Here is a 13,982-nt window from a genome sequence, read left to right as displayed (position 1 = left end):
GGGAGCGGGGGCGTCACGGGCGGGGGGCGTCACGGCTGCGTGCCCTCCCGGGTCGGCGCTCAGCTCCCCGCCCGTGCCCGCCGCCGGTCCAGCGCCCGCATGACCTGGGACGCGCTCGCGCCGTGGAGCACCAGGGAGGCCACGATCACCAGCGACACCGCCGGCCACAGGGTCCAGCCGTCCTCCTTGGGGAAGTAGCCCATGGCGTAGCAGAGGTAGAACACCGAGCCGACGCCCCGGACGCCGAACACCGACACCACCATGCGCTCATCGCGGCGGAGCTTGCGGTCGCCCAGGAGCGAGACCCAGGCGGTGAGCGGGCGGATCACCAGCAGGACGCCGGCCGCCACCGCCACGTGGGTCCACTCCAGGCGGGGGAGTGCGTCGGAGACGAACGAGGCGCCGATCACCAGCAGGACCAGCAGGGTGAGCAGGTGCTCGGTGTACTCCACGAACTCGTGGAAGTGCTCGTGCCGCTCGTCGTCGCGCTCGGACGCGCGGACCCCGAGGGCCGCGCAGAACACGGCGAGGAATCCCCAGCCGCCCACCAGCTCGCCGACGCCGTAGGCGAGCAGGAGCGTGGCCACGGCGGCGGCGGGCTCGGCGAACCCCACGAGCCGGTGCTCACCCACCCGCACCCGGTAGACCGCCGCCCCGATCAACCGGCCCAGGAGGTAACCCACCACCGCGCCGATGAGCGTCTTGGCCACCAGATCCCACGCCACCCAGCCCAGGAGCCACTGGCCGGGATCGCCCTTGGTCGCCAGGTAGATGGCGAGGTAGACGAAGGGGAACGCGAGGGCGTCGTTGAGCCCGGCCTCGGAGGTGAGGGCGAAGCGGGCCTCGTCGTGCTCGTCGTTGACCTCCTCGCCGGAACTCGGACCCTCCACCTGCACGTCGGAGGCGAGGACCGGGTCGGTGGGGGCGAGCACCGCCCCGAGCAGCACGGCGACCGCGGGGGTCAGCCCCAGCACCCACCACCCCAGCACCGCGACCCCCGCGATGGACAGGGGCATGCCGATCGCCAGCAGCCGCCACGTGGTGGTCCAGCCTCGCAGGCTCAGGGGGCGGTCCAGCGCCAGGCCGACGCCGAACAGCGCCACGATCACGGTGACCTCGGCCATCCGCTCGGCCAGCTCCGCGTGCTCGATCACGTCAACGAGCTGCGATTCGGTGGGCATCAGCCACCCGACCAGCATCCCCACGCCCACCACCACGATCGGTGCGGACAGGACCCGCTCACGGAGCAGGCGCGGAAGGAACGACCCGATGAGCAGGGCCGCTCCGATGACCGCGAACATCAGGTCGGTATTGGGCACGCAGTGAGTGTGGGCGCCCTCAGGTCACCTGCGCCACCGATGGGAACCGCTGGGGTGAGCGTGGCGGTCGACAGCGGTCCCGGCGAACGACGACGGGCCGGACTCCCTGGTGGGAATCCGGCCCGTCGTGGCTGGCGCGATCAGGCTGGTGCGATCAGGCCGTGGCGTCCCGCGCGGCGCCCTTCTCGGTGGCGTCGTTCGCGGTGGGCAGCTCGCCGGAGGCGTTCTCCAGGTGTGCGCGGATGAACCACTGGAACTTCTCGAGCTCGGCGGTCTGGCCGATGAGGATGTCCTCGGTGACGGGGTCGACGTCGCCGGCCACGGCGATGGCCTTGCGGTGGTCGCCGATCATCCCGTCGTACACCTTGTCCAGCGCGCCGAGGTGCGCCTGCGCGGTGTCGCGGCCGAGCGAGTAGTCGTCCCACGAGCGGTGGTCGGCGTTGGCGCCGATCGTGCCCACGGGCGAGCCGCCGAGGGTGGCGATGCGCTCCGCCAGCACGTCGGCGTAGCCGCGCACCAGCTCGACCTGCGGGTCGAGCATCTCGTGGACCGCGATGAAGTTGGGGCCCACCACGTTCCAGTGCACGTGCTTGAGGGTCAGGTGCAGGTCGTTGCACGCGGTGAGTCGCTTCTGGAGGGTGTCGGCGAGGGTGGCGGAGTCGTCGGTGGACAGTCCGGGAACGGTGAATTCAGGCATGCTTCGAACTTAGCGCCGCCGCCGACGGCGTGCGACCGTAGTGCTGGACGCGCAGGTCAGGCCACGTGAGACCGGTCCTCGGCCCTCACCGACGGCGACCGGAACCGGCAGACCCTCACCGCCCCCGCCGGCGCACCCCGCGGTAGATCACCTGGTGCGTGATGAGCCGTTGGAGCAGTACATCGGCCGCCGGCGCGGGGACGCGAACACCACGGCCGGGTGGGGTGAAGACGATGAGCCCGTCTCGCAGCGGGCCGAGCACTGAGCCCCACCGGCGCCTGGGCGGTCGGTAGTCGCGTGGTGGCGTGCCGCGCAGGTGCGCGCGGATGTTGCGCGCGACCAGAATGTGGCCTCGGTTGCGGGCGGAGGTGCGCAGTGGGTCGGTGGCGGCCACGTCGCCGACAGCGAAGACATCGCTGTGCCCCGACACCTGTAGCGTCGGCTCGACGCGGACGAAGCCGCGGTCGTCGAGCATGGCCGCGGGCAGCCACGAGGTGTTGGGCCTCACGCGGCCGATGGCCCAGATCACGACGTCGGCCGTGGTCGGTGGCTGACCCGTCGACCAGCGCACCGGGTCGGTGGTGAGGTGCGCGGTGTCGTCGTCATCACCACCCGGCAGCTCCGCGCGGTGACCGGGGTGCAGGCCGACGCCCAGCTCCTCCAGCCGCCCGCGCACCCGGTCCCAGACGCGGGCGTGGTGGTGGGGCAGCGCGCGGTCGCCGGGGAAGTAGAGGTCCACAGCCTTGCCCGGCCAGCGTTCGGCCACCTGCGCCGCCGAGCTCACGGCCGCCGCGCCGCCGCCGATGATCGCCACCGACGCCGCGCCCGCGACGCGCTCGTGGGGGAGGGTGATGTCGGCGTCCACGCCGCGTGAATCCCGGAGCGTGGCGCGTCGCCAGAAGCCGTTGGTCACCCCGGTGGCGACGACCGCGACGTCGTACCGCACCTCGGCGACCGAGCCCTCACCTGCTGCGCCGTCCGCGAGGCTCACGCGCACGACACGGTTCTCGGTGTCGAGGGCGGTCGCGCTGCCGTGCACGATCCGCACCCGGTCGAGGCCGCGGAACCGGCGGTAGGCGATGCGATAGTCGCGCGTCCACGCCTCCGGCCGGGCCAGCCGCAGACCCAGCTCCTGACCGCTGACGAACTCCGGCGTGGCGCTGATGGCCACGACGTCGCCGAGTGTCCGGAGCGCGATCGCGGTGAGGACGCCGGTGTCCCCGAGTCCGACCACGACGATCCGGGGGCGGCTCACGCGGAGGTGGTGGTCCGGCTCTTCTCGGGCGGGAGTTTCCTGGGCGGGCGGGGGATGAACAGCGACACCCGCTCCACCACGCGCGTGTACTCGGGCCGCCGCTCGAGGCTCCGCTGCTCCATCATCGGGATGCTCACGGCCAGGAACATCGTCACCATGGCAGCGGTGCCCACCAAGACCCACCATGCGCCGGGCCAGGCCGCGAGCCCGAACAGGCCCATGGAGAACCAGATGCCGCACTCGCCGAAGTAGTTGGGGTGCCGGGACCACGACCACACGCCGGTGTCCATGACCTGCCCGGGAGTGCGCGTGGCGATGAAGCGGTGCATCTGGAGGTCGGCGACGGTCTCGAGGGCCAGCGCGGCCAGGCCGACGCCGAAGGCCACGAAGTCGAGCCAGCCGAGCGGCTCACCGGCGCGGGTCGCCACCACGTAGACGGGGATGAGCCCGGCGAAGACCTGCAGGGTCGGGAAGACGTGGATGCCCATGAGGTCGGCCACGAACTCGAACCGCCCGGCCCGCTCGCGGACCATCGGGTAGCGCCAGTCCTCGTGGTGCATGCCGGGGAAGGTGCGGATCCAGTTGAGGGTCAGGCGCACCGCCCAGGCCAGCAGGACGGTCATCATGAGCCACCAGCGGACGTCGTTCACGCCCGCGTCGGCCGCGATCCACCAGTAGAACGCCAGCAGCGGCGGGATGACCGACCAATAGGCGTCGTAGAACGTGGAGTTCCCGTAGAAGCGGCTGAAAGCAAAGATGACGAGGGTCGCGATGAGATCGGCGATCAGACCGTCGAGCAACAGCTGGCCGGTGCCCGGCCCCCACAGCAGCCACGCCAACCCGGCGCCGATGGCGATGACATAAGCGATCCCGACCCGCAGGAGCGACGCAGCTTGACTCATGTCAGGAAGCGTAATGACCGTTCTGCGCAGGGACCGGAGGAACGGTGAGATGCGGTGGGGCGCTGGTGGGGCCGGGGCTCAGCGCTGCGCCCTGGAGGGCCCGGGGCCGGTGCCGAGACGCCGGCTCGCGCGACAATCTGGCATCCCGAGCCTGTCCGGTTTCTCCCCCCGGGGCACCTCAAGGTGAACCGTCGCACGGTGAGCGGCTACCCCACCCCCTGGTGCCGGACGCACGATTCCGACGTTACCTACTGAAAGGTTGTCTAAGGTGTGCAGTGTCATACATCACACTAGGGAGCTTCTGATGAGCGATCACAAAATCGGCAGGTCGGGTCCGATGGCCGAGGGCGTCTGCGGTCCGTTGGCGAGCCCGGTGAGTGAACGGCGTATGGGGACCGCGGCGACGGGGGTGTCGCGGTGACCGTTCTCGTGACCGGGGGCACCTCGGGGATAGGCAGGGCGATCGCCGAGCACTGGGCCGGGCTCGGGCACGACGTGGTCGTGAACTTCCATTCGAACGAGGAGGCCGCAGAGGCGACCAGGCGCAGCATCCACTCCGCCGGAGGTCGCGCGACGCTGGTGAAAGCGGACATGGGAACCCTCGAGGGGGTTGCCGATGTCGCCGACAAGGTCCTCCAACAGACGGATGACCTGGCCTTGTATGTCCACTGTGCGGCGCTGGCGGTCCCCGGCGCGGCACTCGAGATCGATCCCGGGCAGTTGGCGCACGCAATCGCGGTGAACGCGACCTCGATGGTGCCGATGACACAGCTACTGATGCCAGTGCTGAAACCCGGCAGCAGCGTCGTGTACATCAGCAGTCAGGGAGCGCAGCGGGTCGTGCCGTCGTACGTCGCCCTGGGGCCATCGAAGTCCTTGGGGGAAGCGCTGATCCGCTACCTGTCGGTGGAGTTGGCAAGGCACGGGGTCCGGGCCAACACGGTCTCGGCCGGCGCGCTGGACACGCTCGCATTCCGCACGATGTTCGGGGAGCGGGCTCAGGACCGCTTGGACTGGGCAGCGCGCGCCAACCCCGCCGGGCGCGGGGTCACGTTCGCGGACGTGATCGCCGCGGTGGAGCTCATGACGTCACCCGGGGCCGGGATGGTCCAAGGGCAGACCCTGATGGTCGACGGCGGTAGTTCGTTGTGACGTGACGCAACGCCACCCTGGCGAAATGTGACCCTTGACACAGGGACGCCCACCAAGTTCTATTAGCTTGTAGCTACCGATCGTTTGTTTATTCTGACCCGAGGAGAACACATGAAGTCGAAGATGCCCCTCGCCGCCATCGCGGTGGCGTCCCTGCTGGCTGGCGGTCTCAGCGCGTGCGGCAATTCGTCGGCCGGAGGAGGGGAGGGTGGGCTGGCGGTCAAGGCCGGAGTCATCGGCCCCAAGACCAACCCGGCCTCCCAGTACTGGACAGAGCTGGAGCGTGGAATCGAGCTCGCGCAGGCGGAGGCCGAGGAGCGCTACGGGGTCACCTTCGATCTCGTCGAGCGTGACGACCGAGGCGAGCCCGAGACCGGAGCGCGACTGATCCAGGAGTTGCTGAACCAGGAGCAGGTCGACGTCATCTTCGGCCCGTCGCTGTCCGGGGTGTCGCTCCAGGTTGCGCCGCTCATCCAGCGAGCCGGACGGCCATGGATGACCGGCATCCCGACAGCCGACCAGATCATCGACTATTCGGAGCAGCCGAACTGGGCGTTCCGGACCAACTACAACAACGACCAGAACATCGATGCCGTCGCGTCCTCGGCTTTCGGTGATGGCAAGACGGTCGGGATGGTCTACGGGACCGACGGTTTCGGCCAGGCCGGGTATGACGCTGTGCGGTCCTACGTCGAGGAGAACGGACTCGATCTCGTCGCAGCAGAAGGTGTCGATCCGGGCGCAACCTCGATGGTCTCGCAGGTCAACGCGCTGAACCGCGCCGGAGTGGATACGGTCATCGTCTGGTTCACCACAGGCGCCGAGCACGCGACACTGCTGCGCAGCATGGCGCAGGCGAACTACGACGCCGAGGTGGTCGCCACCGCAACGATTCTCGATCCTGCGTTCACCGAGCTGTCGAATGCGGCGGACTGGGAGCAGACGGTCTTCGCGGCTCCGATCGACTTCGAGACCGACGAGATGGTGGACCTCACCACCCGCTACCGCGATGAGTACGGCGAGGACCCGCTCATCCTGACCGCCGTGTGGGCCCTGTACGCATCGACTCTCACCTATGCCGCGGCGGTCGCCGAGGCTGGGGACGCGAATGACTACGAGGCCGTCCGGGACGCGATGGAGAACCTCGAGACGATCGACGTCCTGGGCCAGACCTTCGATCAGCCATTCTCGGCGGAAGACCACGAGCTGTTCACCCCGGAGGACTGGATCTCCTACCGATTCGACGAGTCCGGCGAGGTCATCAAGTCCGACTGACGCGCTGCCGCTCACCGCAATCCATGACTTCGTGAGGAAATTCAATGGACTCTGTCCTCGTCGGTATCACACTCGGCGGACTGTACGGGCTCGTCGCGCTCGCTTTCGTTCTCACCTTTCAGACCACTCGCACTCTGAACTTCGCGCTGGGTGAGTTCGTGACCGCGGGGGGCTTCGTGTTCCTGGCCATCGTCGCCTTCGACCTACCCGCATGGCTCGCGTTGGCTCTGGCCGTCGTGCTCATCGCCCTCCTGGGAGCCGGAGTCGAGCGCTTCGTGGTCCGCCCGTTCAATTCGGGGCCGCACGACATCCGGTGGCTCCTCACGACCGCGGGGCTCTCGCTGATCATGCTCGACCTGCTCCGAAACTCGCAGGGAGCCGGAACCTCCGCGGTGAGCGGGATAGGTTTCCAGGGGTTCGTATCGATCGCGGGATACCTCGTGAGCGCGCAGATGCTCGCGCTCCTGGTCATCGCGATCGTGCTGACCGTGACGCTCACATGGTTCACCCAGCGAACGAAGTACGGTTCGGTGTTCCGAGCGGTCGCCGAGGATAGGGAAACCGCCTCGCTGATGGGGATCAACCCCAGCCTGGTGGCTCTGGGTGCATACGCGATGGCCATGGGGATCGCGTCGCTGGCCGGTGTGATGTACAGCGCCGAAGTCGGGCTCTCCATCGGGACCGGTCAGTCACTGCTGGTGGCAGGGTTCGCGACGGCGATTCTCGGGGGGCTCGACAGCATTCCCGGAGCGCTGGTCGGCGGGCTCATCTACGGAGTCACCACTGTGGTCGCCACCGAATGGCTGGGAACCGCCGTCGGCGCGGTCATCGGCCTCCTCGTCACAGTCGTCGTACTCGCGGTCCGACCCCAGGGTCTGATGGGCCGAGTTGTCATGGAGAAGGTCTAATGCCAAACACCACATCGTCGTTCCATCGAGCACTTCTGCGAAAGGACGCCCTCGCGTTCGGGATCGCGCTCGTGGTCGTGGCCGTCGCCATAGCCCCGGGATTGACCGGGGCTCCGACGACGATCTCCACGAGTCAGTCCGTGGGGATGATCATCGTCGCAATGGTGGCTGCGTTCGGTTTGAATCTCCTGGCCGGCTACGCGGGGCTCATCTCCCTGGGGCAGGGTGCCTTCGTCGGCATCGGGGCCTACGTCAGCGCATGGGCGATGCTCGGGCTCTCCCTTCCCTGGCCCCTCGCGATGATCTGCGCGGTCGCCGTGTCGGTGGGTGCGGGTGGGCTGCTGTCTCTGGCCGCCGCCCGCCTGACCGGTCCGCAGGTGGCCATGATCACGCTCGCCTTCGCAGTCGTCGTCCATCGGCTCTTCAACGAACTCGAGTTGTTCGGGCGACTCGCCGGGTACCCCAACACCTCTACTCACGAGACCTCGTTGCTGGATCCTGCCGAGATCGGCGGTGTCGTGCTGGAACCGCCCCTGTTCGCGGGAACGCCGCCACTGCTGATGATTCTGGTCGGGATCATCGGGGTGCTCGCGTTTGTCGCCTACCGGAACCTCGCGCAGTCAGCGTGGGGGCGGAGCCTCAGGGCCATCGCCACCAGCGAGGTCGTGGCCTCCCACATCGGGATCAACCCCCGTCGGCGGAAGGCCGCGGTCTTCATGGTCGCAGCAGCATTCGGTGGTGTGGCAGGCACGCTCCAAGCCCAACTCCAAGCGCACCTCCAGCCGGAGTCGTTCACGTTCACGCTGAGCCTGAGTCTGATCATCATGGTGATCCTGGGCGGAGCCGGCCGCCTCTATGGCCCCGTTGTCGGCGTGATCGTGCTGCTGACCCTTGAGCATTCGCATGCGATGCACGCCCTGGTCACGTTCCAACAGGACTACCTGAGCGACAGCTGGTTCCTGTCCGACGAGGGACTCACGGGTCTGCTGTTCATTCTCACCCTCGTGTTCCTGCCGTCGGGCATCGTCGGTGGTGTCCGCCAGCTTCAGAATCGGTTGCAGCGGCGCAGGGGCGAATCCCCGGAGGAGAGTGCGTCGCTCGACGTGTCCGGAGATGTCGCGAGCCCGGTGGGCGGTAGAGCCGAGGACGTCGACCTGTCGACCCATGACGGGGTGATGACTCTCCGGGACGTGACGCACAGCTTCGCCGGCCTCAAGGCCGTGGACGATATGCAACTCACGCTGAGGGAGGGGACGATCCACGCCCTGGTCGGCCCGAACGGTGCCGGCAAGACGACATTGGTCAATCTCACCACCGGTGTGTACCCGCTGCAGGAGGGGTCGAGCAAGACGATCCTGAACACCGAAGCAGCGCACCTGGCGCCTCACGAGATCTACCGCTTGGGCGTCGCGCGGACTTTCCAGACACCGCAGCTGTTCCACGGGGAGACGGCTCTGGTGAATGTGATGGCAGGCCTGGACGCCACACTGGGCCAGGCCTTTGTCCCCACCTTGCTCCGCCTGCCCGGCATCAGGCGTCTCGAAGCCGAGGCGCGGGAGAAAGCGATGGGCCTGCTCGAGATGCTCGGCATCGACGAACACGCGGACACCTTCACCGGTGAGCTCCCCTACGGCCTCCAGCGGTCGGTCGAACTGGCGCGTGCGATGGCGAGCGACCCGAAGATCCTGATTCTGGATGAGCCGGCCGCGGGCCTCAACCCCGCAGAAACCTACCAACTCGGCACGACGCTCAAGGCCATCGCCGACACGGGAGTGGCGATTCTCCTGGTCGAGCACGACATGAGCCTGGTCGTTCGCGTCGCCGACGAGGTCACCTGTATGGAACGGGGCGGGCTGATCTACCACGGTGACGCGGCCGGCCTGCAGACGAATGAACGAGTGGTGGCGGCCTACCTGGGTAGCGGCCACGTCGTGATCGAGGGAGAGAAGGCGACAGATGCTTGAGGCACGCGAACTCTGCAGCGGGTACGGCCAGGTCGACGTCCTGCGGGGATTGAGCGTTCGGTTGGCGGAAGACGAGGTCGTCGCGGTCGTCGGGTCGAACGGGGCGGGGAAGAGCACCCTGGTGCGGACTCTCACCGGACTCCTGCCAGTCCGTTCCGGAAGAATTCTCCTGGATGGAGACGATATCGGCTCGATCAAACCTCATGCGAGGGCCCGGCGCGGTCTGATCATGGTCCCGGAGGGACGGCGACTCTTCGGCAGCCTCACCGTCCGGGAGAACATCGAACTCGGGCGGTCAGCCCTGGCGAAGCGCTCGGACCCCGATCCTTTCGAGGTGCTCGGTGACATCTTCCCGATCATCCAGGAGCGGGAACACCAGAGGGCGGGGCTGTTGTCAGGTGGGGAACAGCAGCAGGTCGCCCTCGCGCGGGCCCTGGTGGGGCGTCCTCGCTATCTACTTCTGGACGAACCCTCGTTGGGGCTCAGCCCGGCGCTCACTTCCCAGCTGTTCGAGACGATCACGAAGATCCGGGAGAACCTCTCGATCGGCATCCTCCTGGTCGAGCAGATGGTTGATCGCGCACTGGGGATCGCCGACCGGGCCTACGTGATCGAGCGAGGCACGGTGACGCTCAGTGGCGTGGCCGCGGATGTGGCCGGGTCGAGTGAGGTGCGTCGCTCGTACCTCGGGGACATCAGTGGCAGCAATGATGCCGTGCCCCCATCGGGGCCCGCATAGGCCGAATCGACGCCCGCCTCCGCCACCTGCCGTGGCTGGGCGGGCGCTCGTCGGCAGGGCGGACCACTCGGTCTCATTCAGGCCTGGAACTTCCGACAAGGGACTTGTAGGGTCCATGTTAGCCAACCATATGTTTGTTTAAAAAGGGTCAGCAAGTGCGGATCAGAGCGCATAGGAGAGAACCATGTCAGACCCGAGACCCCTCATCGAGGGCACGGATCCACCTCGTCTCATCGGGGTCAGGTGCGAGGCCTGCGACCACGTGATGCCCACGCACAGGCCAGCGTGCTCGGCTTGCGGTGGAGCCGTTGTCGAGGCGAGGTTCGGGCCGGAAGGAACCGTGTGGTCGTCGACGGTCGTGCGGATCAAGGTGGGGGAGCGCACGCCGCCGTACACGCTCGCGTACGTCGACCTGCGATCCGGTCCACGAGTGCTCGCGCACGTTGGCGGCGAAGAGAGTGCACCCGCAGTCGGAAGCCGGGTCCGATTGACCGAGCCGGTCGACGGCGACGTTGTAGTGGAGGTCATCAGATGAGCGTCTGGGTGACCGGAGTGGGAACGTCACACTTCGGTAAACAACCGTCCGTCTCCCCAACGCAGTTGGCGTGGCAGGCCATCGGAGAGGCTCTCGAGGACGCGTTGATCGACCTCGGGCGCCAGCAGCAGTTCGACGCGGTGTACGTGGGAAGCGTCTTCGGCGAGCCGGGCGTGGCGATGCGGGCGTTGCAGGGCTACGCCATCACCGGGGTCCCGATAGTCACGGTCGAGAACGCGTGCGCCAGCGGGACGTCTGCGCTTCATGAGGCCGCCGCCGCCGTGAACGCCGGACGGTACCGCCGGGTACTCGTTCTGGGGATCGAACACATGAGCACCCTGTTCACGGGGCCGATCGTGCCCCAGCAGACCGACACCGAAGGTCGCACCGGACTCGCGATGCCGAGCATGTACGCGATGGAGGCGAGTAGGTGGCTCCACGAGGGGCGGGTGACGACCGAGCAGTTGGCGGCCGTATCGGTGAAGAACCATCGCCACGCTCTCCACAACCCCCGCGCTCAGTATCGGGGGGACTACACGGTGTCCGACGTCCTCGATTCGCCGATGATCTCCGATCCGCTGACGTTGCTGCAATGCAGCCCGATCTCCGACGGGGCCGCCGCTGTGGTGCTGGTCAGCGAGAAATGCCACACACGTGACGTCGAGCTCGTGTCCTCAGCGCAGCTGGCAGGTGGTCCGTGGGACCACCGCAGCGACGACGTCTGGGGGTACCGCCTGATCCACGACACCGCACGCGCCACCTATGAGGCCGCTGGGATCGACCCGGGCGATGTCGACGTGGCAGAGGTCCACGACGCCTTCACGATCGGGGAACTCACCACTACCGAGGCACTCGGACTCGTCGCCGAGGGGCAGGCGGGACGAATGGCTGCCGACGGCGGGACCGCGATCGGAGGCTCCCTTCCGATCAACCCGTCCGGCGGTCTGCTGTCCCGCGGACACCCTCTCGGAGCCACAGGCGTCGCCCAGGTTGCCGAGATCGTTCGGCAACTCCGCGGAGAAGCCGAGGGGCGCCAGGTGAAGGACGCACGGGTGGGACTGGTCGAAACCATGGGCGGAGGCGTGTCCGGAGTGGACGGCAACGCCTGCGTCGTCGCGATCTTCCGCGCCGCCACTTCTTAAGGAGAACAGAATGCAGAACCACAAGGAACTCGATGTCGACCTCGATGGAATCCTCTCCCCGGACGCCGTCGCGGACCCGTATACCTTCCTGGGCCGGCTCCGGGAGACGGACCCGGTTCACTGGAACGAGCGGTATCGCTCGTGGGTGTTGACTCGCCACGACGACGTCGCCTCGGCGATGTCCGATCTCCGATTCTCCTCCGACCGTATCGCTCCGGTCATCGCTCGCGAACGGCGTAAGCAGCGACCGGACCTCGACATCGTGGAGACTCTGGAACTGCTCGACGGCTGGCTCGTCTTCCGAAACCCCCCGGAGCACACTCGGTTCCGGAGGCTCGTGCAGAAGGCGTTCTCACCCAGAATTCTCGCGGGCATGCGGTCTGAAGTGGAGCAGACCGCCGACCACCTCCTCGACGAGGCCCGGGTGCGTGCGGGGGATGACGGTGTCATCGATCTGATCCGGGAGGTGGCCTACCCCCTCCCCGCGATCGTGATCGCCAGTATGCTCGGCGTCCCGCGAGAGGACAGGGATCTGTTCAAGGGCTGGTCCGATGACATTTCCGCCTTGGTATTCGGTGCGATGGAGGACCCGAGTCGGCACAAGCGCGCGCAGACCGGCATGGCCGAACTGGTCCGCTACATCGGCGCACTACTCGACAAGGTCCGATCTGAACCCGGTGACGACCTCGCCAGCGCCCTGGTCGCCGCACGAGACGGAGACGAAGCGCTCAGTCATGAGGAACTCACCGCAATCTGCGTGAACCTGCTGTTCGGCGGCCATGAGACGACGACGAACCTCATCGCGAACAGCGTCCTGGCGCTCATCAGATTTCCCGATCAGGCCGCGATCATCCGCGATGGTGACCCCGCGCAGCTCAATACGGCGATCGAGGAACTCCTCCGCTATGACGGCCCGGCCAAAGCCGTCGTACGCATCGCGGCCGAGGACGTCGACATGCGTGGGAAGACCATCAGGTCAGGCGATCGGGTGTTCCTCATGCTCTCGGGTGCGAATCACGACCCCGAGGTCTTCAACGGCCCGAACGTGTTGGACTTGCGGCGAGGTCAGGGTTCCCACTTGTCGTTCGGGATCGGAGTCCACTATTGCCTGGGAGCGACTCTCGCAAGGCTCGAGGCGAGCATCGTGATCCCCCGGATCCTCCAGCGCTTCCCCTCGATCGCACTCGCCGACCCGGACCTCCACTGGGATCCCGTGATCCTGACTCGAGGACTCAAGCAGTTGAAGGTGAGAATCGATGGCGCATAGATCGACGGACCTCGCTCCTGGCTCGCTCTTCGATCTGACCGGGCGGGTGGCGATAATCACCGGAGGGTCGTCGGGATTGGGAGTGCAGTTCGCCAGAACTCTCGCTGCAGCCGGCGCGGACATAGTCCTGGCGGCGCGGCGTGCGGAGATGCTCCGAGATGTGGCCGCTGACATCGAGTCGGGTGGACGCCGATGCATCACGGTGCCGACCGATGTGTCCCGCCGAGGGGATTGCGAGGACCTCGTCGCCGCAGCGGCCGAGACGATGGGCGGGATCCACATCCTCGTGAACAACGCCGGGATCAGCTCCACCCGCCCGGCCCATCACGAAACGGCCGACGACTTCACCTCGGTGCTCGACGTGAACCTGACCGGCGCGTACTTCATGGCTCGAGCCTTCGCCCGACACTGCATCGCCAAGTCCCAGGGGGGAAGCATCGTCAACATCGCCTCGGTTCTGGCCCTCACCGGTGGCACCACACCCCAAGCCGGATACTCGGCATCCAAAGCAGGGCTCCTGGGCCTGACCCGCGACCTCGCCATGCAGTGGTCGGGCCGAAAGGGAATCCGGGTCAACGCACTGGCTCCGGGCTACTTCGCTTCAGAGATGACCGGGCCGCTCCTCGACGACGAGCGACAGGTCGCGACGCTCACCCAGCGGACGGCGCTCGGCCGACTCGGGGAGCCCGAAGAATTGTCAGGAGCCCTGCTCCTCCTGGCCTCTGACGCCGGTTCCTACATCACGGGGATCACCCTTGCCGTCGACGGTGGTTGGTCACTTCACTGACCGCCGTCACCACGCGGGTTCGTCACGTCGGCAGCTGCCC

The 13,982-nt window shown here is 67.4% G+C and carries 13 protein-coding genes; 9 read left to right on the top strand and 4 right to left on the bottom strand.

The features are described 5' to 3' along the window. Positions 1–59: 59 nt before the first annotated feature. The 4 genes from CT688_RS13200 to CT688_RS13185 all read right to left on the bottom strand — a co-directional run bounded on the left by CT688_RS13200 (position 60) and on the right by CT688_RS13185 (position 4,173). The gene (locus CT688_RS13200) at positions 60–1,319 is read right to left on the bottom strand and encodes a sodium:proton antiporter (RefSeq protein WP_107757270.1); all 1,260 of its coding nucleotides are present in this window, start codon (positions 1,317–1,319) and stop codon (positions 60–62) included. A 154-nt stretch (positions 1,320–1,473) separates the two neighbouring features. Beyond that, on the bottom strand, positions 1,474–2,016 hold the full coding sequence (locus tag CT688_RS13195; protein ID WP_107757269.1) for a Dps family protein: 543 nt from the start codon (positions 2,014–2,016) through the stop codon (positions 1,474–1,476). A 115-nt stretch (positions 2,017–2,131) separates the two neighbouring features. Then, positions 2,132–3,271: an FAD-dependent oxidoreductase gene (locus CT688_RS13190; protein ID WP_107757268.1), complete on the bottom strand. Its 1,140-nt coding sequence runs from the start codon at positions 3,269–3,271 to the stop codon at positions 2,132–2,134. Continuing rightward, positions 3,268–4,173: a DUF1295 domain-containing protein gene (locus CT688_RS13185; protein WP_107757267.1), complete on the bottom strand. Its 906-nt coding sequence runs from the start codon at positions 4,171–4,173 to the stop codon at positions 3,268–3,270. Before CT688_RS13185 ends, CT688_RS13190 begins: the two co-directional genes overlap by 4 nt. 417 nt (positions 4,174–4,590) lie before the next feature. Between CT688_RS13185 and CT688_RS13180 the strand changes: the two genes are divergently transcribed. The 9 genes from CT688_RS13180 (at position 4,591) to CT688_RS13140 (ending at position 13,942) form a co-directional block, all read left to right on the top strand. Beyond that, the gene (locus CT688_RS13180) at positions 4,591–5,325 is read left to right on the top strand and encodes an SDR family oxidoreductase (protein WP_107757266.1); all 735 of its coding nucleotides are present in this window, start codon (positions 4,591–4,593) and stop codon (positions 5,323–5,325) included. A gap of 111 nt (positions 5,326–5,436) precedes the next feature. Then, a complete protein-coding gene (locus CT688_RS13175; protein ID WP_107757265.1) occupies positions 5,437–6,600 on the top strand; it encodes an ABC transporter substrate-binding protein in 1,164 nt (387 codons plus the stop codon). A gap of 44 nt (positions 6,601–6,644) precedes the next feature. After that, complete coding sequence (locus tag CT688_RS13170; protein WP_107757264.1) at positions 6,645–7,508, top strand: branched-chain amino acid ABC transporter permease; 864 nt, start codon at positions 6,645–6,647, stop codon at positions 7,506–7,508. Continuing rightward, positions 7,508–9,472 carry a branched-chain amino acid ABC transporter ATP-binding protein/permease gene (locus CT688_RS13165; protein ID WP_159078010.1) on the top strand — a complete coding sequence of 655 codons (1,965 nt, stop codon included), beginning with the start codon at positions 7,508–7,510 and terminating at the stop codon, positions 9,470–9,472. Before CT688_RS13170 ends, CT688_RS13165 begins: the two co-directional genes overlap by 1 nt. Beyond that, positions 9,465–10,211, top strand: a complete 747-nt coding sequence (locus tag CT688_RS13160; RefSeq protein ID WP_107757262.1) for an ABC transporter ATP-binding protein — start codon at positions 9,465–9,467, stop codon at positions 10,209–10,211. Before CT688_RS13165 ends, CT688_RS13160 begins: the two co-directional genes overlap by 8 nt. A gap of 184 nt (positions 10,212–10,395) precedes the next feature. After that, on the top strand, positions 10,396–10,746 hold the full coding sequence (locus CT688_RS13155; RefSeq protein WP_107757261.1) for a Zn-ribbon domain-containing OB-fold protein: 351 nt from the start codon (positions 10,396–10,398) through the stop codon (positions 10,744–10,746). Next, positions 10,743–11,888 carry a thiolase family protein gene (locus tag CT688_RS13150; RefSeq protein ID WP_107757260.1) on the top strand — a complete coding sequence of 382 codons (1,146 nt, stop codon included), beginning with the start codon at positions 10,743–10,745 and terminating at the stop codon, positions 11,886–11,888. The genes CT688_RS13155 and CT688_RS13150 overlap by 4 nt, the downstream gene beginning before the upstream one ends. A 10-nt stretch (positions 11,889–11,898) precedes the next feature. Continuing rightward, on the top strand, positions 11,899–13,155 hold the full coding sequence (locus CT688_RS13145; protein ID WP_107757259.1) for a cytochrome P450: 1,257 nt from the start codon (positions 11,899–11,901) through the stop codon (positions 13,153–13,155). Further along, complete coding sequence (locus CT688_RS13140) at positions 13,145–13,942, top strand: SDR family NAD(P)-dependent oxidoreductase (protein WP_107757258.1); 798 nt, start codon at positions 13,145–13,147, stop codon at positions 13,940–13,942. Before CT688_RS13145 ends, CT688_RS13140 begins: the two co-directional genes overlap by 11 nt. Positions 13,943–13,982 lie beyond the last annotated feature (40 nt).

It is taken from the genome of Dietzia sp. JS16-p6b, assembly GCF_003052165.1.
GTDB lineage: Bacteria > Actinomycetota > Actinomycetes > Mycobacteriales > Mycobacteriaceae > Dietzia.
This window is presented reverse-complemented; position numbering and strand designations above follow the sequence as displayed.

What these genes read in the sequence shown, in the direction of transcription:
- CT688_RS13195 (WP_107757269.1), bottom strand. Translation starts at nt 2,016, where the DNA reads ATGCCTGAATTCACCGTTCCCGGACTGTCCACCGACGACTCCGCCACC.
- CT688_RS13185 (WP_107757267.1), bottom strand. Translation starts at nt 4,173, where the DNA reads ATGAGTCAAGCTGCGTCGCTCCTGCGGGTCGGGATCGCTTATGTCATC.
- CT688_RS13175 (WP_107757265.1), top strand. Translation starts at nt 5,437, where the DNA reads ATGAAGTCGAAGATGCCCCTCGCCGCCATCGCGGTGGCGTCCCTGCTG.
- CT688_RS13170 (WP_107757264.1), top strand. Translation starts at nt 6,645, where the DNA reads ATGGACTCTGTCCTCGTCGGTATCACACTCGGCGGACTGTACGGGCTC.
- CT688_RS13165 (WP_159078010.1), top strand. Translation starts at nt 7,508, where the DNA reads ATGCCAAACACCACATCGTCGTTCCATCGAGCACTTCTGCGAAAGGAC.
- CT688_RS13160 (WP_107757262.1), top strand. Translation starts at nt 9,465, where the DNA reads ATGCTTGAGGCACGCGAACTCTGCAGCGGGTACGGCCAGGTCGACGTC.
- CT688_RS13155 (WP_107757261.1), top strand. Translation starts at nt 10,396, where the DNA reads ATGTCAGACCCGAGACCCCTCATCGAGGGCACGGATCCACCTCGTCTC.
- CT688_RS13150 (WP_107757260.1), top strand. Translation starts at nt 10,743, where the DNA reads ATGAGCGTCTGGGTGACCGGAGTGGGAACGTCACACTTCGGTAAACAA.
- CT688_RS13145 (WP_107757259.1), top strand. Translation starts at nt 11,899, where the DNA reads ATGCAGAACCACAAGGAACTCGATGTCGACCTCGATGGAATCCTCTCC.
- CT688_RS13140 (WP_107757258.1), top strand. Translation starts at nt 13,145, where the DNA reads ATGGCGCATAGATCGACGGACCTCGCTCCTGGCTCGCTCTTCGATCTG.